23 protein-coding genes and 1 pseudogene are annotated in these 24,189 nt (G+C 42.7%); 21 read left to right on the top strand and 3 right to left on the bottom strand.

Annotation, left to right across the window (positions count from 1 at the left end; all coding sequences use genetic code 11):
* The first annotated feature begins 127 nt into the window (after window positions 1-127).
* From L870_RS0102655 to L870_RS0102620, 8 genes are all read left to right on the top strand, one after another.
* Window positions 128-3,952 (top strand): leucine-rich repeat protein, encoded by a 3,825-nt coding sequence (locus L870_RS0102655; RefSeq protein ID WP_028516818.1) that lies wholly within the window; start codon window positions 128-130, stop codon window positions 3,950-3,952.
* A gap of 207 nt (window positions 3,953-4,159) precedes the next feature.
* Window positions 4,160-5,155 (top strand): dockerin type I repeat-containing protein, encoded by a 996-nt coding sequence (locus L870_RS20180; RefSeq protein WP_028516817.1) that lies wholly within the window; start codon window positions 4,160-4,162, stop codon window positions 5,153-5,155.
* Between the two features lie 478 nt (window positions 5,156-5,633).
* Complete coding sequence (locus tag L870_RS0102645; RefSeq protein ID WP_028516816.1) at window positions 5,634-6,557, top strand: ABC transporter substrate-binding protein; 924 nt, start codon at window positions 5,634-5,636, stop codon at window positions 6,555-6,557.
* A 15-nt stretch (window positions 6,558-6,572) separates the two neighbouring features.
* Window positions 6,573-7,334 carry an ABC transporter permease gene (locus L870_RS0102640; RefSeq protein WP_028516815.1) on the top strand — a complete coding sequence of 254 codons (762 nt, stop codon included), beginning with the start codon at window positions 6,573-6,575 and terminating at the stop codon, window positions 7,332-7,334.
* Complete coding sequence (locus tag L870_RS0102635) at window positions 7,334-8,104, top strand: ABC transporter ATP-binding protein (RefSeq protein WP_028516814.1); 771 nt, start codon at window positions 7,334-7,336, stop codon at window positions 8,102-8,104. The genes L870_RS0102640 and L870_RS0102635 overlap by 1 nt, the downstream gene beginning before the upstream one ends.
* Before the next feature lie 105 nt (window positions 8,105-8,209).
* Window positions 8,210-10,333: an anaerobic carbon-monoxide dehydrogenase catalytic subunit gene (gene cooS / locus L870_RS0102630; RefSeq protein ID WP_028516813.1), complete on the top strand. Its 2,124-nt coding sequence runs from the start codon at window positions 8,210-8,212 to the stop codon at window positions 10,331-10,333.
* Window positions 10,334-10,345: 12 nt separating this feature from the next.
* On the top strand, window positions 10,346-10,738 hold the full coding sequence (locus L870_RS0102625) for a hypothetical protein (RefSeq protein WP_028516812.1): 393 nt from the start codon (window positions 10,346-10,348) through the stop codon (window positions 10,736-10,738).
* The gene (locus tag L870_RS0102620) at window positions 10,735-11,061 is read left to right on the top strand and encodes a hypothetical protein (RefSeq protein WP_028516811.1); all 327 of its coding nucleotides are present in this window, start codon (window positions 10,735-10,737) and stop codon (window positions 11,059-11,061) included. Before L870_RS0102625 ends, L870_RS0102620 begins: the two co-directional genes overlap by 4 nt.
* A 29-nt stretch (window positions 11,062-11,090) precedes the next feature.
* Here L870_RS0102620 and L870_RS0102615 read toward each other — a convergent pair whose 3' ends face one another.
* Window positions 11,091-11,696 carry a class I SAM-dependent methyltransferase gene (locus L870_RS0102615; protein WP_037270964.1) on the bottom strand — a complete coding sequence of 202 codons (606 nt, stop codon included), beginning with the start codon at window positions 11,694-11,696 and terminating at the stop codon, window positions 11,091-11,093.
* A 271-nt stretch (window positions 11,697-11,967) separates the two neighbouring features.
* Between L870_RS0102615 and epsC the strand changes: the two genes are divergently transcribed.
* The 12 genes from epsC (at window position 11,968) to cysK (ending at window position 22,675) form a co-directional block, all read left to right on the top strand.
* Window positions 11,968-12,912: a serine O-acetyltransferase EpsC gene (gene epsC / locus L870_RS0102610; RefSeq protein ID WP_028516809.1), complete on the top strand. Its 945-nt coding sequence runs from the start codon at window positions 11,968-11,970 to the stop codon at window positions 12,910-12,912.
* Between the two features lie 198 nt (window positions 12,913-13,110).
* Window positions 13,111-14,568: a ubiquitin-like small modifier protein 1 gene (locus L870_RS0102605; protein WP_080676324.1), complete on the top strand. Its 1,458-nt coding sequence runs from the start codon at window positions 13,111-13,113 to the stop codon at window positions 14,566-14,568.
* A gap of 121 nt (window positions 14,569-14,689) precedes the next feature.
* Window positions 14,690-15,643 carry a family 2A encapsulin nanocompartment shell protein gene (locus L870_RS0102600; protein ID WP_028516807.1) on the top strand — a complete coding sequence of 318 codons (954 nt, stop codon included), beginning with the start codon at window positions 14,690-14,692 and terminating at the stop codon, window positions 15,641-15,643.
* Window positions 15,630-17,351: a cysteine desulfurase gene (locus L870_RS0102595; RefSeq protein WP_028516806.1), complete on the top strand. Its 1,722-nt coding sequence runs from the start codon at window positions 15,630-15,632 to the stop codon at window positions 17,349-17,351. Before L870_RS0102600 ends, L870_RS0102595 begins: the two co-directional genes overlap by 14 nt.
* A 74-nt stretch (window positions 17,352-17,425) precedes the next feature.
* Entirely contained in the window at window positions 17,426-18,652 is a 1,227-nt protein-coding gene (locus tag L870_RS0102590) for an O-acetylhomoserine aminocarboxypropyltransferase/cysteine synthase family protein (RefSeq protein ID WP_028516805.1), read from the top strand.
* A 12-nt stretch (window positions 18,653-18,664) separates the two neighbouring features.
* The gene (locus L870_RS0102585; protein WP_028516804.1) at window positions 18,665-18,910 is read left to right on the top strand and encodes a sulfurtransferase TusA family protein; all 246 of its coding nucleotides are present in this window, start codon (window positions 18,665-18,667) and stop codon (window positions 18,908-18,910) included.
* 1 nt (window position 18,911) lies between these two features.
* Entirely contained in the window at window positions 18,912-19,229 is a 318-nt protein-coding gene (locus L870_RS19685; protein WP_028516803.1) for a thioredoxin family protein, read from the top strand.
* Window positions 19,230-19,436: a sulfur carrier protein ThiS gene (gene thiS, locus L870_RS19680; RefSeq protein WP_028516802.1), complete on the top strand. Its 207-nt coding sequence runs from the start codon at window positions 19,230-19,232 to the stop codon at window positions 19,434-19,436.
* A complete protein-coding gene (locus L870_RS0102570; RefSeq protein ID WP_028516801.1) occupies window positions 19,436-20,248 on the top strand; it encodes a HesA/MoeB/ThiF family protein in 813 nt (270 codons plus the stop codon). The genes thiS and L870_RS0102570 overlap by 1 nt, the downstream gene beginning before the upstream one ends.
* A complete protein-coding gene (locus L870_RS0102565; RefSeq protein WP_028516800.1) occupies window positions 20,245-20,658 on the top strand; it encodes a M67 family metallopeptidase in 414 nt (137 codons plus the stop codon). The genes L870_RS0102570 and L870_RS0102565 overlap by 4 nt, the downstream gene beginning before the upstream one ends.
* 4 nt (window positions 20,659-20,662) lie before the next feature.
* On the top strand, window positions 20,663-21,568 hold the full coding sequence (locus tag L870_RS0102560; protein ID WP_028516799.1) for an NAD(P)/FAD-dependent oxidoreductase: 906 nt from the start codon (window positions 20,663-20,665) through the stop codon (window positions 21,566-21,568).
* Window positions 21,569-21,742: 174 nt separating this feature from the next.
* The gene (cysK, locus tag L870_RS0102555) at window positions 21,743-22,675 is read left to right on the top strand and encodes a cysteine synthase A (protein WP_028516798.1); all 933 of its coding nucleotides are present in this window, start codon (window positions 21,743-21,745) and stop codon (window positions 22,673-22,675) included.
* A gap of 98 nt (window positions 22,676-22,773) precedes the next feature.
* On the opposite strand, the gene L870_RS0102550 is transcribed toward cysK, so the two are convergent.
* Together L870_RS0102550 and L870_RS19180 are read right to left on the bottom strand one after the other, a co-directional pair.
* Window positions 22,774-23,220, bottom strand: coding sequence for an RrF2 family transcriptional regulator (locus L870_RS0102550; protein ID WP_028516797.1), 447 nt, complete (start codon window positions 23,218-23,220; stop codon window positions 22,774-22,776).
* A gap of 406 nt (window positions 23,221-23,626) precedes the next feature.
* A pseudogene (locus tag L870_RS19180) lies at window positions 23,627-23,749 on the bottom strand (tRNA threonylcarbamoyladenosine dehydratase); the annotation flags it as partial.
* 176 nt (window positions 23,750-23,925) lie between these two features.
* Here L870_RS19180 and L870_RS0102540 point away from each other — a divergent pair.
* Complete coding sequence (locus L870_RS0102540; RefSeq protein ID WP_028516796.1) at window positions 23,926-24,168, top strand: ACT domain-containing protein; 243 nt, start codon at window positions 23,926-23,928, stop codon at window positions 24,166-24,168.
* Window positions 24,169-24,189 lie beyond the last annotated feature (21 nt).

Raw genomic sequence — 24,189 nt, 5'->3', positions numbered from 1 at the left:
TATTAGATTATTAATAATATGTAAAATAAGTGACAGAATAGTTGACAAAAGATAGCCTTCTCTTTATAATATATAAAGTTGCAATATTGATTGTTGCAATATAATAATATTTTATAGGAGGATAACCATGAAAATCCAATTCAAAAAAGCGGTATCGTTTATGCTGTCAGCGGTAATGACGGTATCCGCGCTCACAAGTTTAGCTTCATCTGCGGAAATGGGGTATGAAACAGATGAAAGAACAGTTGCAGCTGAACAACAGCCTGCGGCAGGAAACGGTCTGTTCGGTTCGTTGAATTACAATGCCCCTAACGCAGCCGGTGATGAACCAACTGAAGCAGAGAATCCCGATTTCATAATCTACAAGGTAGAGCATGACCGGGATATGTCATCAGTAGTGGTCAATTACCATGCAAAGGAAGACTGTACTGTGTTTGTAGGAATCTACAATGACGAAGGAACAGAGCTTTATACATCAGTTACTTCAGAATTAACCGCTAATGGAGACGGCTATGCGGAGCTGACTATACTTGACGTACTTCCCGAGCATTATCTCGTTAAGGCATTTTTGGTAGGAAAAATGATTCAGGAACCCCTTTCCAAGCCTGCATATTATAATAAAGAGACCCAGGCTATGCAGAATATTCTCAGTTCAACTACTGAAGATTTTGAGGAAGATAATGTAGTAAATCTTGATGAAGATGAAACCAACAACTTTTTCGTATTGCAGGATGAAGTTAAGGAGATAAAAACGCCTGATGCTGCTGTTGAGCAGGGCGAAGACGGACGATTTACCTTTACAAAGTGCGATGAGATCAGTGCACTCCAAAAAGGCGATAAGGCTGTTGTATATGCTGAAAATGATATCGTTTCATTTGTTGTAGAAAAATCAGAAGTCAGCGGAGACAATATTATTATTACACCTGTTGCCGATGCTGATGTAAGTGAGATATTCAAATTTATCAAAATTGATACTACTGAGGTCGAAGAAATAGAGCAAGAGGCTGAACCTGAATCAGCTGATCAGGCAGAGCCTAAAAAAGCTCCTGATGCTTTTGGACCAGTATATCTTGATTCGCCGGAATGTCTTGATGAAGATGTTACAAAAACACGTCAGTACGAAATTGAGTTTAAACCTGACAATAGTAAAGATAGAGGCTTTTATGCCAGAATTACAATAGAATACAGCTTTGAAGTATATTGGAGTGTTTTGGAGCGATATTTAGGTGTTGAATGTGAGGCGAATGTTGCATTCTCACTTGAAGGAGAAGGAGAAATAAATTATCCAATTAAGGGATTGAATAAATTGTATGTTCCAGTTATTGGAACTAAATATTTTGGATTTGGAATTACCCCCGAATTTTATTTTTATGGAAAAGGTAATATTTCTATATCGTATAATCGCACTTATGAACTAAGTTATTATTTGGGAACGGGTTTTAAATGTGTACCTAAAGAACCTGGTTACAATAAATTTGAAGCATCTGTAGAAATAGGAATAAGAGTTGAAGCTTCTGTTGCAATTAGGATTTTGAAATTTGATTTAATATCTTTTAATCCTTATGTAGAATTAAAAGTGAAAATTGGAAGTGTATTATCTGATAATGCATCATGTGTAAGGGATGATTGTTCTTCATGTGTAGATTTTAATGTGGAACTGGTTTTTGGAGCAGAAAAAAATTATTTTAATATCAAAGATTTTACAGGACAAAAGATAAAAGCATCTGTTGGTGACAACAAAATAAAAGAAATAACTTTTGATTATGGAACATTCCATTATTCAACGGATTTAGGTTGGGGGCTTGGTCCATGTAAAAATAAAAGTTATAAAATAAAAGTAAAAGTATTGGATTATGAAACGCATAAGCCTATTCAGGGTGTTAAGGTGTATAATCTTAAAGAGAACAAAAATGATTATATCTCTACTGATTCAAATGGTGAAATACATACATTTGTTAAAGGCGAAAAATTAAATGATCCTAATTACTGCGTTACAGCTAAAACAAAAGATGGTGATGAGGGCGAGTGCTATATTGGCTGTCAGTGGAAGCCTGAGGAAGAGTGGGAGTATTATTTTAATTATAATACACCACAGGAATTTGTTATTTCAGTCTTTATACCAAAGGAGCATAAGACTGATGATAAAGATATAGAAGCCGATTCAGATTTAGACGAACCGGACGATGACTGTGTTGCATCCGGCAGATTGCCATATGGTATAGATGATGAGGAATCTGAAGAATATACAGGACCTTATACATATTATTACGTAAATAAGGAAGGAGAGTGCTATTTCTGGGGAGACGGAGTTTTACAGCTCCCGGATCTTAGTCAATATGGTGCAAAAAAAGCGATTGTTTTAAGTCAAAATATGAAGTTAAAAGAAATTGAAAAAGATACAAAATTGGCTATATTTTCTTATTCTGGGGGTAATTGGGAAAGCATTGATCTTAGTGCGATGAAATGTGAAGGAAATACCAAATTACCTGATTTCCTATTCGCTGATCAAGAAGAACTTAAAGAAGTAATTCTCCCTAAGAATTTAACGGAAATAGGAAAGTATTCTTTTATCAATTGTACCGCTCTTAAACATATAGATATTCCTGATAGTGTAACCAGAATAGATTATGATGCATTCTCCTATTCAGGTTTAACAAGCTTTACTTGTCCAAAAAATCTTGAGATGATTGAGGAAGGGGCATTTCTTAATTGTTTTGATCTTAAAGAAATTAATTTTAATAATGGCCTTAAGCATATCGGAGTTCGTGCATTTGAGTCGTCAGGAATACAGAGTGTTAATATCCCAAGGACGGTAAAAGAATTGGGTGAATATGCATTTGCAAGTTGTGAAAATCTTAAAACTGTAATAATAAATAATGATTATGATATAGTGAGATATGTTACCAGGGGTAATGTTTATTATGACTATGAAAAAATAAATATTCCTATTGATTCTTCTGGCAGGATGGTGATTTTTCCAACGGGAATAAAAAAAGTAATTCTTAATGTAGGAGTTACAAAAATTTATCCGTCTACATTTGTAAATTGTTCACTTATAGAAGAAATAAAATTCCCAATTTCCCTGAAATCTATTGGCAGATTGGCATTCTTTTCTTGTTTGATTGAAAATATAGAGCTTCCTGCAACTGTATCATATTTAGGTGAAAGTGCTTTTGGAGCTGCAAAAAATTTAAAAAGTATCACTATAAATAATTCTAATTGTTATATTTCAGAGCATATTATACCTGATAATAAAGATATAATAGTTTATGGTCATACAGGCTCAACTGCTGATACATTTGCCAATTCAAACGGCTATAAATTCGTATCTCTTGACCAGCCCACAGAAACACCTTCTGTAACTACAACTGTTAACAATACAAGCACAACAACTACCACCACAACTACAACGACTACCACCACCACAACTGTGACAACAGTGGTAACAACAGTTGTCGCAGCAGATACTGAATGTGTATTTATTGCAGTCAGGGACGCTGCATCAGCAATTGCAGATTCATTTGAACTTCTTGATATTGATAATGTAGCATTCTTTGACCAGCAGACAGCTGATTCTGACGGAAAGGTCTCATTCTCATATATTCCTGACGAAGAGGAAGAGTGGACATTTATATTTGTCGGTAAAGCTGTAAATGATGTGGTAACAAGGACAGTAGGAACACTTGATGGCATGACAAGAACAAGGTATTATGACAACGCACCTATAATAAATGGCGATGCAAACGGTGACGGTGAAGTAGATATGTCAGATATCGTACTTATCATGCAGTCGCTTGCAAATCCGAATAAATACGGTTTAGATGGTACAGCTTCGTCTCATCTTACTAAGAAGGGTTCCGTATTTGCAGATACAGATGAAAATGGTCTGACAGTAAACGATGCACTTAAAATCCAGCTTTATCTCTTAAATAAAATCAGTTCCTTAGACTAACATTAAAAAGCTCCGATCATATGGTCGGAGCTTTTGCATATTTGTGAACTTATATATATACATCTGAAACTGCATTTTGTGCCCTCTGAAAAATATTTCAGAAAAATTTTTGAAAACGTGTAACACTTGTTATTCTTGCTCCGAATATTGTTTATGAAAGATCGATCTCATAAACTTTATGAAAAAAATTTCGGAGGAGAATAAAAAATGAAAAATCTTGTTACTTTTATAGCTGCCCTTGGCATTATGTTTTCAGCAGTTCCTGCAATCCCTGCTTATGCAGCAGACGCTGCACAGACTTCCATAGTATCGGAAGCTTCACCTGAGACAACAGACATTGAACATCTCGCAGGTCAGTGGAAATATCAGATATCTGATACAAACCTCAATGTAAATATTAGTCCTACAGATTACGGAACATTCACTATAAACAAAGACGGAACATTCAGTTTTACAGGCAATGACGGATTAACATCGTCAGGAAAGGTTGAATTCAGCATTGAAACTATCGGCGGTACACCTTTCCAGTGCATAAGCTTATATGAAGGTCAGGAGAGAATATTCGGAGGCTATTATCACAGCAATGATCCCGACACTATCTATTACGGAAACAACTGGTTTTCACGTATAGTTCGCAAGGAAGCAGCCGAAGCAAAAATGTCTGATTTCGTTGGAAGCTGGAAGTATCAGGAGGCAAACGTCAACTGTACTGTTGATGTTTCTGCAAGCGATAAGGGCAATGTGGAAATAAATGCAGACGGCACATATAAGTTCACATATAATAACGGTGTTACAGAGACAGGCACAGTTTATCTTGGTGATGAAACTATAGGCGGAACACTTTTAACTGTACTCAGATTTTATAACGGTTCTTCCCAGAAATATACAGCTACTTATCTGCCCGAAAGAGCTGATGAGCTTTACATTGGCAATGGCGGCATGATGCGTCTTGTCAGAGACTCTGCTCCTGCTGCAAAGGTTAAAGGCAATGGCGATGCAAATTGTGACGGCAATGTAGATATGTCGGACGCAGTGCTTATTATGCAGGCATTATCCAATCCAAATAAGTACGGCACAGAGGGAACAGCTGCCGAGCATATAACCGCAGCAGGCGTTAAGAATGCAGATGTTGACGGTGACGGACTTACTGTAAATGATGCACTTCATATACAGAAATATCTCTTGGGTGAGATCAGTTTTTAAGAGAAATATTTAAAAAGAAAAAGCAGTATGAGATCATCATACTGCTTTTTTCGTAATTCAGTGACTGAATATCACAGAAGCGGAATACATCTCATATAAATGACGGTTAGAATTTGTTATAGGTTCTGCCTATAGAAACATAGTAAACATATAGATATAATCGTGAATATACACAAACCTTTTGGCGATAACCTAACAGGTTGTGTATAATGATCCGAAGTTGGACTTTTTTGAAATTACTTATTGACAAATGGCTTAAAATGCTGTAAAATAACATCATACTAAAACGATATGAATTATCTGATTGGAGGAACTGTATATGCTTTATATTATTAAAGGCCACTTTGAACTGAATATGATGTGCATGATGCAGCGCTCCGAACATACTGTATCATAGATTTGTCATGCACTATGAAAAACAGTACGTATCGGAGGATCTTTGATTCTCCGTTTTTTTATGAAAGGAAGGATATTTACTATGAAAAAAAGAATTATCACATCTGCACTTGCAGTTACTCTTGCTTTATCAGCAGCATCATGCGGCAAAAAGGACGAAAGCAGCGCAAACAGCGTTAAAATAGCATATCTGCCTATCACACATTCACTGGCTGTGCTTGAAGAGGCAGAAGAGCTTGAAAAGCAGTCGGGCTTAAAGGTAGAGCTTGTCAAGTATGGTTCATGGAATGAACTTCTTGATGCTCTCAATTCCAACAGAGTTGATGGCGCTTCAGTGCTTATCGAGCTTGCAATGAAGTCAAAGCAGGAGGGCATAGGCATAAAAGCCGTAGCTCTCGGACATCACGACGGAAACGTTATCGTTGTTTCAAATGATATCGGAACAGCTGCTGATCTTAAAGGAAAGACATTTGCTATCCCACACAGACAGTCCTCACATAATATTCTGCTCAACGACGCACTTGCAACTGCCGGACTAACGATAGATGATGTCAAGGTCACAGAACTGGCACCGACTGAGATGCCTTCAGCACTTGCAAGCGGTCAGATAGACGGCTACTGCGTAGCTGAACCATTCGGCGCAATGGGCGTATCTCTCGGTGTAGGAAAGGTACTTTTCACATCTGAGGAGCTCTGGGAAAACTCATTATGCTGCGGACTTGTCCTCACGGATAAATTCATTGATGAGCGCACAGCTGATGCAAAGTCATTTGTTGAGAGCTACAAGAAAGCAGGAAACTCACTGGATAAAGCAAAGGCGAAGGAAACTGCAAAGAAGTATTTCAGCCAGAGCGATGAAGTGCTTGATATCTCATTGCAGTGGATATCCTACAATGATCTTGATATAACAGAGGAAGAGTACAATACTCTTGCTGAAAAAGTAAAGGAATACGGTCTGTCGGACAATCCGCCGACCTATTCCGAATTCGTAAAAAATGATTTCTGATAAGGCGTGATACCTATGAAAAAGATACTTTCACTTAAAAATGTTGTGGTCTCGATCGCAATACTGATACTTATATGGCAGATACTGTTTTCTGTGAGCAGCTACAATAAAGCATTGTTCCCATCACCGAAGATGGCATTTGACGCATTGCTTGAAATGATAGAAAACGGCAAACTGTTTGAAAATATCAAAACAAGTATGTACCGTTTTGTAGTGGGATATTCAATATCCGTTGTATCAGCCGTTGTTCTCGGACTTATACTCGGCAGGATACCAAAGGTGTTTCAGTATGTCAATCCTGCATTGCAGCTGTTAAGACCTATTTCACCTACAGCATGGATGCCCTTTATCGTTCTTTTGTTCGGCATCGGTGATGTGCCGGCTATAGTTATAATCTTTATTGCAGCATTTTTCCCTGTGCTGCTTTCCACAGTTTCGGCAGTTGGAAATATTGATCCCATATATCTGAAAGTATCAAAGAATTTTGGCATAAAACAGCCGGCTCTCACATGGAAAGTGATATTCCCAGCGGCATTCCCGCAGATCGCAAACGGCGTACACCTTGCTCTTGGTACAGCTTGGATCTTCCTTGTAGCAGGCGAGATGGTCGGCGCACAGTCGGGACTTGGTTATCAGATAATCGACGCAAGAAACAATATCCGTGCGGATATCCTGCTTGCAACTATACTCGTCATAGGTGTTATCGGAATACTTCTTGACAGTATCCTTAAATTTATAGAAAAAGCCATAATGAGATCATGGGGAGGTGCTGAGTAATGTATATAGAAATAAAAGACGCCTGCAAGAATTATGTTCAGGACGGAAAAGAATTCACTGCCCTCGACCATGTTTCCCTTGACATTGAAAAAGGCGAGTTCATATGCCTGCTCGGTCCCTCGGGCTGCGGAAAGAGTACGCTGCTCAATGCCCTTGCAGGCTTTGAAAAGGTAAACAGCGGAAGTGTTAAGATAGACGGCAGGGAAGTAACTGCTCCGTCAATAAACAATATCACAATATTCCAGAATTACGGACTTCTCCCATGGAGAAACGTCCAGAAAAACGTTGAGCTTGGACTTGAATCCAAAAAAGTCCCTAAGTCGGAACGTGCGGCAGCAGCAAAAAAATATCTTGAGCTTGTGGGGCTCAGCGGCTATGAAAAGCGTTATCCCAAGCAGCTTTCGGGCGGTCAGCAGCAGAGAGTGGCTATTGCAAGAGGACTTGCCGTAGCCCCCGATATCATCTTCATGGACGAACCCTTCGGTGCTCTCGATGCTATCACACGTATGAAATTGCAGGAGGATATTCTCAGAATATCCCGTGAGGAGAAAAAGACCATAATATTCGTTACACATGATATTGAAGAAGCGGTATTCTTAGCTGACAGGATAGTTGTAATGATGGCTGATCCGGGCAGGATAAAGAGCGTGGTAAAAGTACCGCTCGGCGATCACCGCGACAGAACAAGCGAGAATTTTCTATATGTCCGTGACAAGATATTCGAGCTTTTCAACCTGAAATCGGACGAATATATCGAGTATTATATCTGATACTCAAATCAAAGGACCTGTTTCAGCACAGGTTCTTTTGATATGTATTGAAAAATTCATAGTAATGTGATATAATTAGTATAATATCGTTTGGGAGATGATACAATGAGCAAAAAAGACCACGATCACTGTCATGACCATGAGCATAAACACGATCACGATCATGCACACCATGAACATTCACCTGCACATATCCATTCACACAGAAATATCATAGGCTTTGATGAGCACGGTATACCTACAGTTATACTGAAAGCAAGCCACGGTGAGGGTGAACAGGACGATCCGCAGGCATTCATAAAGGATTATATGAATGCGGTATCCGAATACAGAAAGACATTCCCCACAAAGCAGGACGTTATCGAACAGACACCCGATCCTGCTGTAAGGGAAATGCTTCTGCGTATGGAACAGCTTGGCATAGATACCGCTTTTGACCGCTTCGATCAGCAGAAGCCACAGTGCAACTTCGGACTTGCAGGCGTCTGTTGCAAGATATGCAATATGGGACCATGCCGTGTTACGGCAAAGTCTCCGAAGGGAGTCTGTGGTGCGGACGCTGACCTCATAGTTGCAAGAAATCTTCTTCGTTCCGCTGCGGCAGGTGCTGCACAGCACGGAATGCATGCAAGAGAGGTAATGCTGGCACTGAAATGGGCAGCTGAGGGCAAGCTCGATGTGCCTATCCTCGGCGAGCAGAAGATACGCGCCACTGCTGAAGCATTCGGCATAAAGCAGAAGAACCGTCAGCTGAAAAACGTTGCAAAGGACCTTGCAGATGCACTTCTTGAAGATCTTTCGCGGACAGTTCCCGATGAGTACAAAACTATTTCCGCCTGTGCTGTTCCCGAAAGACAGCAGGTATGGAAAGACCTTGATATACTCCCTATAAGTGCATATCACGAGGTATTTGAAGCATATCACAAATCAGGGTGTGCTACAGACGGCGACTGGAAGTCGGTAATGCAGCAGTTCCTGAGATGCGGACTTGCATTTACATTCTCGGGAGTTGTGGGAGCTTCAATAGCTACAGACAGCCTTTTCGGCGTAGGTGACAGAGTTACTTCAAAGGTAAATATCGGCGCACTTGAAAAGGGCTATGTAAATATAGCAGTACACGGACATCTGCCTCTGCTTGTAAGCCAGATAGTTGAAGCAGGCAAGAGGGAAGACCTGATAGAGCTTGCAAAATCAAAGGGTGCAAAGGGCATAAGATTTTACGGTATATGCTGTTCGGGACTTTCTGCAATGTACCGCTATGCAGGAGTAATCCCCCTTTCAAATGCCGTATCTGCCGAGCTTATTCTCGGAACAGGCGCTCTTGATTTATGGGTAGCAGATGTTCAGGACGTATTCCCGTCGATCATGGAGGTCGCTCACTGCTTCAAAACTACGGTTGTGACTACCAGCGAATCCGCAAGACTTCCGGGTGCTGAGCGTTATGAGTACGATCATCACCATTCAAATATTGACGAGACAAAGGCACTTGCCGAAAAGATAGTCCGTCGTGCTATCGAGAGCTTTGAAGCAAGAAAGGGCATACCTGTTTACATACCGCCTTATGAGGTGGAAGCAGAGGTAGGCTTCTCGGTAGAATACATACACAAGCGCTTCGGAAGCATGAAGCCTCTTGCCGAGGCAATAAAGGACGGCAGGATACTGGGTATCGTAAATATGGTAGGCTGCAACAATCCAAAGGTGCTTTACGAAAAGTGCATTGTTGATGTAGCAGATGTTCTGCTGAAAAACAATGTTCTGATAATCTCCAACGGCTGTGCTTCGTTCCCGCTTATGAAGCTGGGCTATTGTGCAGTATCAGGCAAGGAAAAGGCAGGAGACAGCCTGAGAGAGTTCCTTGAACCGGATCTGCCGCCAGTATGGCACGTTGGCGAATGTATCGACAATACCCGTTCATCCGGAATCTTCGCAGGCGTTGCAGGAGCATTGGGACATAAGATGTATGAAATGCCCTTTGCATTTTCTTCCCCCGAATGGGGCAATGAAAAGGGCATAGACGCAGCTCTTGGTTTCAGACTTAACGGCATAAGCTCCTACCACTGCGTAGAGGCTCAGATATACGGCTCTAAGAATGTTATTGAGTTTTTGAAATACGGCACTCTTGAAACTCTCGGTTCTTCAATGAATGTTGATACTGATCCCGTTAAACTGGGTGAAAAGATAGTTGCTGATATGAAAGCCAAGAGAAAAGCACTTGGCTGGGATAAATAAGGAGGAATAAAAATGGCTTGTTTTATAGTACCTGCCACAGAAGCAGTGGTAACTACTGTTATTCAGAAAGTTGTAAAGAAGAATGAAGAAAAAAAGGACAGTAATGGCAGCGAGACTAAACTTCGCTTTTCCGAGAAGCTTAAATGGCTCAACGGTATGCTCTGGGGCGGCTCGGGACTTCTTGCTTTCGAGCACTTATGGCATGGTGAGATAACTCCGTTCTTCCCGTTTCTGACTGCGGCAAACGATCCTGCGGATACTGCGGCTATGCTTCACGAAATGGCTACATCTGGTTCGGCTATGGCGATACTTGTTACCGCTGTATGGGCGGTAGCGGCAGTAGCTGCGGATAAGATCACTGCGGTTCAGAAAAACGAAAAAAAGAAAGCATGTGCGGAAGCATGACATTACTTATCACTATAATTGCAGCTGTGATCTCCACGGTTATCTGGTATACAAGCTCAAAGGCAAGAGAACTTAAAGTCGGTATCCTGCTTTATATGTTCTGGGGAGCATCACTCATGTGGCTCGTTGACGCAGTTGTTGAGTATCTTGAGGTAGGTGCCGAGTATTTTGAGCCTGCCGCAAAGGATATGCTCAACGATGCTTTCCTCGGTATATCGGTAGTTGCACTGGCTTTTACAGTATGGATGGTATATCTCCTTATAAAGGATCCACAGAATACTGTAAAAAAGCTCCTGACTGAAAAAAGAACAGGGAATAAATGAGAAAAACAAACGGCAGCTTAACGCTGCCGTTATTTTTTTATTATTGCTATTGCACATGGCATTTTTCCTTCAACTATATCAAAGGTCACATTGTATCCGCCTTTAATAAAGAACGCCATATAACTCTTGTAATCAAATTGCTTCGTGAAATGTGCGCCTGCAAAATCAAACAGCTTTATCAAAAACTCACTTGACTGTTTACCCATACTGATATACGTTGGTATAATGACTTTTCCTCCTTTTTTGCATACTCTTAGCAATTCGTCCACAGCTTTGTACGGTTCATCAAGAAGATGTATCACATTGCCGGCGACAACTTTATCGAAAGTATCGTCCTTAGCATTGATCGACATTATATTTGCCTTTTTAAAAGTGATATTCCTGCATTCGGAGCAGTTTTCTCTTGCACGTTTCATCATATTTACAGACATATCCGTAGCAAAGAGTTTTCTGCATTTTTTTGCAACAGGCTTGCTTATAGAACCTGTTCCGCATGCACATTCAAGTACAACATCTCTACCGCCGATCTCCTGTGCAACTCTTTCGCCAGTGCTATCGTAGCATTTACGATTGTATGCTCTTTCAAAGAGATCATACACCCCTGCTATCTTATCCCAAAAGCTTTTCTTGATCATGTTTATCCCTCCGTTAATTTACATATTTTTTTACGGTATCATTTTCACTATGTATATATCCAGCATACGATTGAATATATGAGCATCTATTCATATGATATCATATTTCTTCTTATTTGTCAAGTTCTTTTATTATGATAATTTTGAAAAAATCTTATTGATCTTTTCTATAACCGACGATAAAAAAACGATATACAACGAAATATTGACTTTTATCACTTTAACACCTATAATATTGATATGATTTGATTGCAGAAAGGAGCAAATAAAAATGAGTACATTTGAAGACAATATAAACAGTATTGTAAACGATCTTATAGATGATTATAATATAGAAAAAAAGACGGACAAAGCAAGGATATTCAATCACCCCGATAAAGATGTGATAATAGATATTCTTTCAAGCCTGAGGAAGGTCATTTTTCCGGGATATTTCAAAAACGGCTCAACAAAAGTCTATACACTCAGGAATAACCTGTCTATGCTTATTGAGGACGTTATGTTCAAGCTTACCAAGCAGATAACAATTGTTCTTGGAGGTGAGCGAAGAAATGATGAAGACATAGTTGAAAAAGCCAGACAAATAACTCTCGATTTTACGAAGCGTCTCCGTAAGATAAGGGAATACATAGAGACCGATGTTCAGGCGGCTTATGACGGAGATCCTGCCGCTTACAGCAAGGACGAGATAATATATTCCTATCCCGGACTTTTTGCTATCCTTATCAACAGGATAGCGCATGAGCTTTATACTCTTGGAGTGCCAATAATTCCACGTATGATGACAGAGTATGCTCACAGTGAGACGGGTATTGACATTCACCCCGGTGCTACCATAGGTAAGTATTTCTTTATCGACCACGGAACGGGTATCGTTATAGGCGAGACAACGATAATAGGCGATAATGTCAAGATATATCAGGGAGTTACTCTCGGAGCTCTTTCTACAAGGGGCGGTCAGGCGCTGAAAAGCAAAAAGCGTCACCCAACGATCGAGGACAATGTTACGATCTATTCGGGAGCTTCCATACTCGGCGGAGATACTGTCATCGGCAAGGACGTTGTTATCGGCGGTAATGCTTTCATCACACGTTCGGTTCCTGACGGTGCAAAGGTAAGCGTAAAAAATCAGGAGCTCAGGTACAATTACGATGCTTCAAAGCCTGTTGAACGCGTAGAAATAGAGGAGGACGATAGCTGGTTCTATATAATCTGACCTCGGAAAGTGTATGCTATAGAAAACAACTATAACTGATACTAAATTATTTGTCAGGAAAAACTATTGTATTTTTTGTGACATTGTGCTATAATACATACATTGATGTTGTACATTAAAACCATAGTAATTATATATGAAATATATAAATTATAGTCTATAACCGATGACATAAAGCCGTTTAAAGGAGGACAAAAAATGGCAGTTACAGTTGTTATTCCCACAACTCTGAGGCTCTTTACCGAGCACAGATCAGAAATAGAGCTTGAAGGCAAAACAGTAGGCGAGGTACTCACTCTTCTTTCTGAGGAATACCCTGAAACTAAAAAAGCACTGTTTGACGAGGAGGGACAGCTCAGATCCTTCATAAATGTATTTGTAAACGATGAAAATATCAGAGACCTCAAAGACTTCGACACAGAGGTCAAGGACGGTGACGAGGTGATACTTATCCCCGCTATCGCAGGAGGTTCGGGCATTGAGAGCGTTATAGGCGACAGAAAGGGAGAAAAGCTAACCAATGACGAGATAACACGCTACAGCAGGCACCTTCTCTTGCAGGAGATAGGCGTAAAGGGGCAGAAAAGGCTTAAAGCCGCAAAGGTACTCATCGTAGGAGCAGGCGGTCTCGGTACTCCGCTTGCACAGTATCTTGCGGCAGCAGGTGTTGGCACTATTGGTATCATCGACAATGACGAGGTTGAGGAATCAAATCTCCAGCGTCAGGTCATACACGGCACAAGAGATATCGGCAGACCCAAGGTAGCTTCCGCAAAGGACAGTATCAAACAGATAAATCCGCTGGTAAAGGTCGAGACATACAATACGCGCCTTACAGCCGAAAATGCTGAGGACATAATTTCCGAGTACGATGTTGTTGCGGATGCTTCCGACAATTATCCCACCCGATATCTTGTGAACGACACCTGTGTACTTTTAGGCAAGCCCGATGTTTTCGGAGCTATGTACCAGTTCGAGGGACAGGTCTCGGTCTACTATGCAAAGGAAGGTCCATGCTACAGATGTATGTATCCCGCACCTCCTCCGGCAGGACTTGTTCCGTCGTGTGCAATGGGCGGCGTTGTAGGAGTTCTCCCGGGTGTTATAGGCACTTTGCAGGCTAACGAGGTCATAAAGCTTATCGTAGGCGGAGGCAAGAACCTCATCTGCAGAGTTGTCACCTTTGACGCTTGGAACCTCAAATGGCGTGAGCTGAAAATACATAAGAACGACAACTGCCCTATCTGCGGCAAGAAGAAAACTATTACCGAGATAGAGGATTTCGATTACGAGGACTTCTGCGGGCTTACTCAGCAGAAAGAGGAAGAAGCAGAGGTGGAGGGCATCGAGCCCAAGGAGCTCAAACGCCGCATTGACGAGGGCGAGAAGATAACCATAATTGATGTCCGCGAGCCTCACGAAAGAGCTATCGCAAAATTCCCGGAAGCTAAGGCGATCCCCATAGGACAGCTTGAAAGAAGACAGAACGAATTCGACACTTCCGTTGATACTGTATTTGTCTGCAAGGAGGGCAAGAGAAGCATACTTGCCGTGAACACTCTCCGCGAGGCAGGATACACAGGTCCGCTTTATAACCTCAAAGGCGGTACGAATGCATGGGCAAGGGAAGTTGACAAGGATTTCCCAATCTATTGATTATTAGGCAGAAAAAGCTTTGAAAAATATATATACATGGGAGCAATATCCATGTATTACGCCATACTAAAGCCTACTAAATCTGTCTGTAAAATATATATTATAATTGGAGGTAGACATTATGTCTAAAGAAACAAAAAATGACACCATAGTTGCACTTGGCAAAAAGGCTGCATATAACCTTGCCGACGTAAACAAAACAAGACCTCAGTACGGTGCGCTTACTCCAAAGTGGATCACAAAGGTACTTGAATTCAAGGGACTTGACTCAGGTATTTACAGAATAAATAAGGTAAAAGAGGGAGAAACACCGCTTGACGTTCTTTGCAGCGTTGAGAAGAAGTCTGACATAATCCCTCAGGGCTATGTTGAGTATGAGGAAAACCCAAGAGAGCTCCAGCTCGCTTCGATCTCAACTATCATCAACGTAAACACAGCAGTTGCTGATGTATACGGTTCACCATACGATCAGGTAAAGGAACAGCTCGACCTTGCTATCGAGAGCCTTCGTGAGCGTCAGGAGAGTCAGCTCATCAACAACGATGACTACGGTCTCCTCAAGAACGTTCCTGACTCACAGCGTATCCAGACAAGAAACGGCGCACCTACACCTGATGACCTCGACGAGCTCATCACAAAGGTATGGAAAGAGCCTTCATTCTTTCTTGCTCACCCAAGAGCTATCGCAGCATTCGAGAGAGAATGTACAAAGAGAGGCGTACCGCCCGTTACAACAAACATCGCAGGCGGCACATTCATCGTATGGAGAGGTATCCCGATCATTCCTACAGACAAGCTCCTCGTTGACGGTCTCAAGAATCCAAAGAGCAAGAGCGGCAAGACAAATATCCTTCTCGTTCGTACAGGTGAGGCTAAGAGAGGCGTAATCGGTCTTTTCCAGCGCAATCTCAAGAATGAACAGTCAAGAGGACTTTCAGTTCGTTTCAGAGGAATCGACGATAAGGGCGTTGCTTCTTATCTGCTTTCACTCTACTGCTCGGCAGCTATTCTCTCAGACGACGCTATCGCTGTTCTCGAGGATGTCGAGGTAGGTGAATACTATGACTACGACTAATTACGGAATACCATCTGAGTCAGAGCTTGAAAGCCTTGCAAATTCACTGTTTCCGGACTTTGATGCAGAGCGCTGTGCAGGAGGCATAGAGGCACTTGCAACAAGCGGCGATACTTCCGTTATAAACGATGCTTTCAACAAAGCAGCATCATACGGCGGCGGTACGAACTACGCTTCATCAGCAGAGCAGGCTTTCAGCGGCTACGGCAGCGTTTCCGAGTTCGAGCAGATAGCCAATGAGTATAACGGCGGCTACGGTAGTGTATCGAAGTACGAGCAGGCAGCAGACAGCTACGGCGCTTCACCTGTAGTCGGAGCTGCACAGCAGTACAGCACTTTCGATACATATACAGCTCCTCAGGAACAGCCCACATCAGGCGGATATGCACCTGTTGTGCTTTCACAGGGACAGGCTGACAGCTACGTTCCAAAGAATACTCAGCAGTCAGCTGCTGCACCCGCTGTTCCCACAGTAAAGTCCGACAGCCGGATAATCGTTGGTACAAAGACTCTCGCTCAGATAAGAAACGATTTCCCAATACTCAGCGAAAAGATAAACGGTCACGACCTTGTATGGCTTGACAACGGCGCAACAACACAGCGTCCGCAGCAGGTCATCGACAGGATCAGCTACTACTATACACACGAGAACTCAAACGTTCACAGAGGTGCTCACGAGCTTGCTGCACGTTCTACCGACGCATACGAAAATGCAAGGCAGATAACAGCTGACTTCCTCGGTGCTCCCTCAAAGGACAACATCGTTTTCGTAAGAGGTACGACAGAGGCTATAAATCTTGTAGCAAATGCTTATGTTAAGCCTCTTTTGCAGCCCGGTGACGAAATAATCCTCACTATGCTTGAGCATCATGCTAATATAGTTCCGTGGCAGCTCATCTGCGAGGAAACAGGAGCAGTCATCAAGGTAGTTCCTGTTGACAAGAGCGGTCAGCTTATCATATCAGAGTACGAAAAGCTGTTCACAAGAAGGACTAAATTCGTATCCGCAACTCACGTTTCAAATGCTCTCGGCACTGTAACTCCTATCGAGGAGCTTGTGGCTATAGCACACGCTCACGGAGTGCGCATACTCATAGACGGAGCTCAGTCCGTAGCTCATATTCCTGTTAATGTAACAGCTCTTGATACTGATTTCTTCGTGTTCTCGGGACACAAGATATTCGGACCTACAGGCATCGGCGCAGTATACGGCAAATCAGATGTTCTCGAAGCTGCAAGACCTTATCACGGCGGCGGAAATATGATAAAGGACGTTACTTTCGAGCGTACTATCTACAATCCCGCTCCGAACAAGTTTGAGGCAGGTACAGGAAGCATTGCAGACGCAGTCGGTCTCGGTGCAGCTCTTGAATATCTCAACTCTATCGGTATGACAGAGGTCAACCGCCACGAGCATGAGCTTCTGGTATATGCTATGAAGGAAATGCAGAAGATAAACGGTCTGCATCTCATCGGCACAGCAACAAACAAGGCAAGCGTACTTTCATTCGTTCTTGACGGCGTGGACAACGAAGCAGTCGGTCAGCGTCTCAACGAACTGGGCATAGCAGTCCGCACAGGTCATCACTGTGCACAGCCTATACTCCGCCATTTCGGACTCGAAGGCACTGTACGCCCAACACTTGCACTCTACAATTCATTCAATGATATTGACAGACTTGTACAGGGCATAAGAACACTTGCGTAAACCTGATATATATTTACAGGACGGTATTTTTGTATCGTCCTGTAAGCTATTTTTTCACGAATAGTGGTGATACAATGAAATTCAATACATCTTTGCTGCACAGCTCAAAGTTCAACGGCGAAGATAAGGGCGCGACACTGCCGCCGCTTTATCAGGTAAGCGCTTTTGCCTGTGAATCGGCAGAGCAGCTCGAAAAAGTATTTAACAATAAAGCAGCAGGTTTTTCCTATACAAGAGTAGGAAATCCGACCGTAAGTGCCTTTGAGAACCGTATAGCCGCGCTTGAAGGCGGTATCGGAGCAGTTGCCTGTTCATCGGGAATGGCAGCAATAGCCGCGGTGCTCCTCAATATACTTCGATCAGGAGACGAGGTCATAGTCAGCACGGGACTTTTCGGCGGAACTATCGACCTTTTCAACGACCTTAAAGCTTTCGGCATAACAGCGCATTTCCTTGAAGCAATAACCTACGACAGTGTTACTGCTGCGGCAAATGAGAATACAAAAGCTGTATTTACAGAACTTATCGGCAACCCCAAACTTGATGTAGTCGATCTGGACAGCGTATCAAAGGCTTGTAAAGAGAAAGGCATACCTCTCATAGTTGACAGCACGACCGCAACTCCATACATAATCAATCCGCTGAAGCACGGTGTTGATATAATAGTTCATTCCTCGTCGAAATATATCAACGGCGGAGGAAACTCCATAAGCGGCATAATCGTTGACGGCGGAAAGTTCAAATGGGACAAGGATAAATACCCTAATATGGTACCCTATCTTAAATTCGGTCCCTTTGCTTTCATGTCAAAGCTGAGGAATGGTTTATGGCGCAATACAGGCGGCTGTCTGTCGCCATTCAATGCATATATGAATATAGTCGGGATTGAAACTCTCGGTCTGCGCATGGAACGCTGCTGCGACAACGCACTTAAGCTTGCGGAGTTTTTTGAGACCATTGACAATATAGAAGTGAACTATCCCGCACTCCCGTCCTCTCCTTATTATGAACTTGTGCAGAGAGAGCTTTCGGGTAAGGGCGGTGCAATAGTAACAATAAGAGCAGGCAGCAAGGAAAAGGCGTTCAAGCTCATGGACAGTATTGAATTTGCTTCTGTAGCCACCAATATCGGTGATGTCCGTACCCTTGTCATTCACCCTGCAAGCACAATATATACTCATAATACCGAACAGCAGCGTATAAGTGCGGGAGTATATGACGATACTATACGCATAAGCGTCGGAATAGAAGATATAGACGATCTTATCGAAGATTTCAGACAGGCAATAGAGAGCCTGTAAAGGAGGATACACATGGCAGAGTTCAATATTACAGATTCGATCGACATCACTGATGTAAACTGCCCTATAACATTTGTTAAGGCAAAGATAGCTCTTGAAGAGCTTGACGACGGAGATATACTCTCCATAAAACTCAACGACGGCGAACCCGTACAGAACGTCCCCAAGAGCATCAAGGAAGAGGGACATAAGGTGCTCAGCCTTAAAGACAACGGCGACGGCACATTTGAGCTTATCGTGCAGAAGGTCGGTGACTGATATGCCTGCAAGGATAAGCAAAGACGAATTCGACAGCGAGGTGCTCGGAGCAGAGCTCCCCGTACTTGCTGATTTCTATTCTGACAGCTGCATACCATGCAAGCGTATGTCTCCCATACTGAGTCAGCTTGAAGAAGAGTATGCAGACAAGATAAAAATAGTGAAAATAAATACAAACTTCGAGAAGGAACTTGTGGAAAAATACAGTATTCAAGCCGCTCCGACGCTTATCCTATTTAATAAAGGTGAGGAAGTGTCACGCATAAGAGGTGCGGTAAAAAAAGACGAGATAATAACTCTTATAAAGGAGCAGATATAAATGAAGATCACAGTTGCAGGAATAAAAAAAGAAGTTGCCGACGGACTTACCGTTGCACAGCTGGTAATTGACGAAAAGGTGGAGACACCCGAATACGTAACTGTCACTGTCAACGATGATTTCGTTGACCACGGTCAGTTTGAAGAAACTGTACTGAAAGACGGTGACACAGTAGAATTCTTATACTTTATGGGAGGCGGTCAGTAATGGCATTCACAAACGAACAGATAGAACGTTATTCGCGCCATATCATACTCAAAGAGGTAGGAGCAAAGGGGCAGAAGAAGCTCCTTAACGCAAAGGTGCTCGTTATCGGTGCAGGCGGTCTCGGTGCACCTGTTGCAATGTATCTTGCAGCAGCAGGTATCGGTACTATTGGCATCGCAGACGCAGACGAGGTAGACCTTTCCAACCTCCAGAGACAGATAATCCACCAGACAAAGGACGTAGGCAAGCCGAAGGTACAGTCCGCAAAGGAAACTATGGAGGCAATGAACCCCGATGTAAAGGTCATAACCTACCATGAGTTCATTACCAGCGAGAATATCCTTGATATCATCAAGGACTACGACTTCATCATCGACGGCACTGACAATTTCCCTGCCAAATTCCTGATAAACGATGCCTGTGTTATGGCTAAGAAGCCCTTTTCACATGCAGGTATAATCCGCTTTCAGGGTCAGCTCATGACCTACGTTCCGGGACAGGGACCCTGCTACCGCTGCGTATTCAAGGAACCGCCCCCGAAGGACGCTGTACCCACCTGCAAGCAGGCAGGAGTTATCGGCGCAATGGGCGGTGTTATCGGAAGCTTGCAGGCTATGGAAGCAATAAAGTATATCCTCGGTGTGGGAGAACTCCTCACAGGCTATCTCCTCACATATGATGCACTTAAAATGCAGTTCAGAAAGGTAAAGCTTCCCAGCGATACTCATAACTGTGCAGTATGCGGAGATAATCCTACAATAACTGAGCTTATCGACTATGAACAGGCAGAATGTGACGGTGTTGGTCTATGATAAAACTCAGCAAAAGCGATTATGATAAAATAGTTGCACACGCACAAAGTGAAGCTCCCATAGAAGCCTGCGGACTGATCGCAGGAGAACTGAACGGCAATGACAAGATAGTGAAAAAGGTCTATATCCTTACAAATGTCGATCATGCCGAGGAGCATTTCACACTTGATCCAAAGGAGCAGCTCTTTGCGGTAAAGGATATGAGAGCCAACGGTCTTACTCCGCTGGGCAACTGGCATTCCCACCCTGTTTCGCCTTCACGTCCTTCCGATGAGGACAAGAGACTTGCCTACGACAGCAGCGCAAGCTATATGATACTCTCACTTATGGACGATGAGCCTGTTCTCAATTCATTCCATATCGAGGGTGACAAGGCTGAAAAGGAAGAGCTTGTCATAGTACAGGACTAAGGCTATGTATGATGTTATGATTCTCGGCAGCGGTCCTGCGGGACTGTCTGCTGCTGTATATGCCAGCCGCGCAGGACTCAGCTTTGCCGTTATCGAAAAGGATTACATGGGCACGGGGCAGATAGTCTATACCGAACAGGTGGACAACTACCTCGGCTACTTCGGCATCGGCGGCTTTTCTCTCGGTGAGAAATTCCGCGAACACGCTGAAGCTTTAGGTACTGAATTTATCGAAGGCGAGGTAACGGAGCTGTCCCGTACAGACAGCGGCTGGAAAATACTGCTGTCTGACGGCAATAATGTTGAGTCAAAGACCGTTATATATGCTCTTGGTGCTTCACCTAAAAAACTTGGTATTTCGGGCGAGGAAGAATTCTCAGGCAGAGGCGTTTCCTACTGTGCCATATGCGACGGAGCATTTTTCGAGGGTAAAACAGTAGCTGTCATCGGCGGCGGAGATACCGCACTGGGTGACGCTCTGTATCTTTCAAAAACGGCAGAAAAGGTGTATATCATACACCGCCGCAACGAGTTAAGAGCCAATGCTTCACTTGTAAAAAAGGCAGAGGAAACAGAAAATATCCAGTTTGTTCCTGAATCAGTTCCGCTTGAAATTATCGGAGCAGAGTCAGTTACGGGCATTAAGTATACTCAGAAAGGCACAGAAAAAAATATGAATACGGACGGAGTGTTTGTTGCAGTGGGATCGCTGCCGAATACTTCTCTGCTCAGCGGCATAGCCGACCTTGACAACAGAGGATATATCATTGCAGATGAGAACTGCATTACTTCGGCAGATGGACTGTTTGCCGCAGGAGATGTGCGTACAAAGGTAGTCCGTCAGGTCATAACCGCAGCAGCAGACGGTGCAAACGCTGTTGTGTCCGCACTTGACTATATTAATAAATGATAACGATGCACAGGCTCAACGGTCTGTGCATTTATGTATTTAGGCTATAGTTTCAATCTATAGCTCAGAATAAATAAATACGATTAAAAAAGATATTGCATTTTTCTGCGTCAGGGTATATAATATACTTAACAGATAGGAATTATAGTTTACTATCAGAAGGAGGAAATTAATATGTCAAAAATTTATAAAGGTGCAACAGGTCTTATAGGTAATACTCCACTTGTTGAGTTCACAAACATTGAAAAGTCACAGGGGGTTAATGCAACTGTACTTGCAAAGCTTGAATACTTCAATCCCGCAGGAAGCGTCAAGGACAGAATTGCTCTTGCTATGATCGAGGACGCCGAGAAAAAGGGCGTTCTTAAAAAGGGTTCAACTATCATCGAGCCCACATCGGGCAACACAGGTATCGGTCTTGCATCTATCGCAGCTGCAAAGGGCTATAGGATAATCCTTACAATGCCCGAGACCATGAGCGTTGAGAGAAGAAATATCCTCAAGGCTTACGGTGCCGAAATAGTTCTCACAGAAGGCTCAAAGGGCATGAAGGGCGCTATTGCAAAGGCTGAGGAGCTTGCAAAGGAAACTCCCGACAGCTTCGTTCCCGAGCAGTTCGAGAACCCTGCAAACCCTGAGATACACAGACTTACAACAGGTCCGGAGATATGGAAGGATACTGACGGAAAGGTAGATATCTTCGTTGCAGGCGTAGGTACGGGCGGTACAGTAACAGGTACAGGCGAATACCTCAAATCGCAGAATCCAAACGTTAAGGTAGTTGCAATTGAGCCTGAGGATTCTCCTGTGCTTTCAAAGGGTACGGCAGGTCCTCACAAGATTCAGGGTATCGGCGCAGGCTTCGTTCCAAAGACTCTCAATACCGATGTATATGACGAGGTAATCGCAGTCTCAAACGAGGCTTCATTCGAGACCTCAAAGCTCATCGCAAAACAGGAGGGCATACTCGTTGGTATCTCAGCAGGCGCTGCTTACTATGCAGCTTTAGAGCTTGCAAAGAGACCGGAGAACAAGGGCAAGACAATAGTTGCTCTTCTTCCCGACAGCGGCGACAGATACTACTCCACACCACTTTTCAGCGACTGATAATAAAGAACAGCTCAGGCTCACAGGTCTGAGCTTATTTTTTACGCAGGCATAAAAATGTCCCGAGGAAGCTAAATACTTCTTCGGGACAAATAAGCTCATATATAATACATAGGTTCGAGTGATGCTGTCTGCTTCTCGGTGAATCTGTCTGCAAGCTCCTTCAATGTCAGGTTTTGTGAGAACTTCTGAAGAAAATCATTGACAGGCTTCCACAAGCACTCGGATATTGTCTCGATAGCTGTTTGTTCAAGCTGATCGTTGAATTCCGAGGGCGCAAGGATACTGCTGTCAAGGGCGTTTACTATCTCGTTGATAGTTATATCAGCAGGGTCACGGGCAAGAACATATCCGCCGCCTGAGCCCTTGACGCTTTTCAGAAATTCTGCGTGTTTCAGAAGCGGTATGATCTGTTCAAGATATTTAGCCGAGATATTATTCCTCTTGGACACCGCGTTCAGTTTGACTATATTATTGTTTTTGGAATTTACGGCTATATCTACAAGTGCAATAATACCGCATTCGACCTTTGATGATACTCTCATTTTGATCCGCTCCTTTATGTTTACAATTCCTATCTATATACTAAGTATAACATAAATAAATGACTTTTGCAAGTATTTCCGCTATAATTTTTGTTTATAAAGAGCTATAAGCAAAGCTCCGCCCGAACCTAATGGAAGTTCGGGCGGATTTTTAATGGTATAATAATTCTTAGGAGTATTTATTAGTCAGTCAGACGTTCAACATCGTCCTGCTTTCCACATTCGCTCTGTACAAATGAGTACTGAGCGGAAAATGTGGTGTATGGGATACTTATTCGTTACCATTTGTACAGCTCCTTTCCTGTTGGGTATGTATATATTATAACCTGTATTTCAGCTTTTGTCCAATCCCAAAAAGTCATAGCAAGCGATAGGAAATACTTATAGCTTTACTGCGGATAATATATTATGTAATCATGATCAGGTCTTTTACGGCTTCACCTGCGGTAAGCAGACCTGCCACAGCAGGCATAAAAGCTGTGCTGCCCGGGATATCACGGCGCTCCGTGTATTTATGCTGTGTCCTTGGAAAATGATTAAGCATTATTAATCTCACTTATTTACATTAAATCCGTGTATATAGTATGAATATATATCGTATAATCAAAAATGTCAATAGCTAATACATATAAAACATATTGACAAAATATGCTTATCATGATATATTATAAACATAAAAATACAGTATATCTGCGGAGGTGTGAAATGAAAAAGGTAGAAGTTATTTCCATTGACAGGATAGGTCTCGTGGGCGAGATTTCCAAAATATTGAGCCGTGTAAACGGCAACATAATCTCTCATACAGCCAATGTATCCTCGGACGGCATAACGGCAGTGTCTCATTTCAGCGCAGATGTTGATCTGGATAAGGAGCTTGACAATGAAGCCCTTTCAAGGAGACTGAAAAAGATAAAAAACGTCAGACAGGTAAAAATTACCGATATATAAGGCGAATATGAATGTAAGTGA

Origin of the sequence: Ruminococcus flavefaciens ATCC 19208 (assembly GCF_000518765.1) — a bacterium.
GTDB lineage: Bacteria > Bacillota > Clostridia > Oscillospirales > Ruminococcaceae > Ruminococcus > Ruminococcus flavefaciens.
Note: the sequence above shows the minus strand (reverse complement) of the source record. Positions and strands in the feature narration are given on the sequence as shown.

What these genes read in the sequence shown, in the direction of transcription:
- L870_RS0102585 (WP_028516804.1), top strand. Translation starts at nt 18,665, where the DNA reads ATGGCAGAGTTCAATATTACAGATTCGATCGACATCACTGATGTAAAC.
- cooS (WP_028516813.1), top strand. Translation starts at nt 8,210, where the DNA reads ATGAGCAAAAAAGACCACGATCACTGTCATGACCATGAGCATAAACAC.
- epsC (WP_028516809.1), top strand. Translation starts at nt 11,968, where the DNA reads ATGAGTACATTTGAAGACAATATAAACAGTATTGTAAACGATCTTATA.
- L870_RS20180 (WP_028516817.1), top strand. Translation starts at nt 4,160, where the DNA reads ATGAAAAATCTTGTTACTTTTATAGCTGCCCTTGGCATTATGTTTTCA.
- cysK (WP_028516798.1), top strand. Translation starts at nt 21,743, where the DNA reads ATGTCAAAAATTTATAAAGGTGCAACAGGTCTTATAGGTAATACTCCA.
- L870_RS0102560 (WP_028516799.1), top strand. Translation starts at nt 20,663, where the DNA reads ATGTATGATGTTATGATTCTCGGCAGCGGTCCTGCGGGACTGTCTGCT.
- L870_RS0102590 (WP_028516805.1), top strand. Translation starts at nt 17,426, where the DNA reads ATGAAATTCAATACATCTTTGCTGCACAGCTCAAAGTTCAACGGCGAA.
- L870_RS0102625 (WP_028516812.1), top strand. Translation starts at nt 10,346, where the DNA reads ATGGCTTGTTTTATAGTACCTGCCACAGAAGCAGTGGTAACTACTGTT.
- L870_RS0102550 (WP_028516797.1), bottom strand. Translation starts at nt 23,220, where the DNA reads ATGAGAGTATCATCAAAGGTCGAATGCGGTATTATTGCACTTGTAGAT.
- L870_RS0102600 (WP_028516807.1), top strand. Translation starts at nt 14,690, where the DNA reads ATGTCTAAAGAAACAAAAAATGACACCATAGTTGCACTTGGCAAAAAG.
- L870_RS0102615 (WP_037270964.1), bottom strand. Translation starts at nt 11,696, where the DNA reads ATGATCAAGAAAAGCTTTTGGGATAAGATAGCAGGGGTGTATGATCTC.
- thiS (WP_028516802.1), top strand. Translation starts at nt 19,230, where the DNA reads ATGAAGATCACAGTTGCAGGAATAAAAAAAGAAGTTGCCGACGGACTT.
- L870_RS0102565 (WP_028516800.1), top strand. Translation starts at nt 20,245, where the DNA reads ATGATAAAACTCAGCAAAAGCGATTATGATAAAATAGTTGCACACGCA.
- L870_RS0102655 (WP_028516818.1), top strand. Translation starts at nt 128, where the DNA reads ATGAAAATCCAATTCAAAAAAGCGGTATCGTTTATGCTGTCAGCGGTA.
- L870_RS0102640 (WP_028516815.1), top strand. Translation starts at nt 6,573, where the DNA reads ATGAAAAAGATACTTTCACTTAAAAATGTTGTGGTCTCGATCGCAATA.
- L870_RS0102540 (WP_028516796.1), top strand. Translation starts at nt 23,926, where the DNA reads ATGAAAAAGGTAGAAGTTATTTCCATTGACAGGATAGGTCTCGTGGGC.
- L870_RS0102570 (WP_028516801.1), top strand. Translation starts at nt 19,436, where the DNA reads ATGGCATTCACAAACGAACAGATAGAACGTTATTCGCGCCATATCATA.
- L870_RS0102635 (WP_028516814.1), top strand. Translation starts at nt 7,334, where the DNA reads ATGTATATAGAAATAAAAGACGCCTGCAAGAATTATGTTCAGGACGGA.
- L870_RS0102605 (WP_080676324.1), top strand. Translation starts at nt 13,111, where the DNA reads ATGGCAGTTACAGTTGTTATTCCCACAACTCTGAGGCTCTTTACCGAG.
- L870_RS0102645 (WP_028516816.1), top strand. Translation starts at nt 5,634, where the DNA reads ATGAAAAAAAGAATTATCACATCTGCACTTGCAGTTACTCTTGCTTTA.
- L870_RS0102620 (WP_028516811.1), top strand. Translation starts at nt 10,735, where the DNA reads ATGACATTACTTATCACTATAATTGCAGCTGTGATCTCCACGGTTATC.
- L870_RS19685 (WP_028516803.1), top strand. Translation starts at nt 18,912, where the DNA reads ATGCCTGCAAGGATAAGCAAAGACGAATTCGACAGCGAGGTGCTCGGA.
- L870_RS0102595 (WP_028516806.1), top strand. Translation starts at nt 15,630, where the DNA reads ATGACTACGACTAATTACGGAATACCATCTGAGTCAGAGCTTGAAAGC.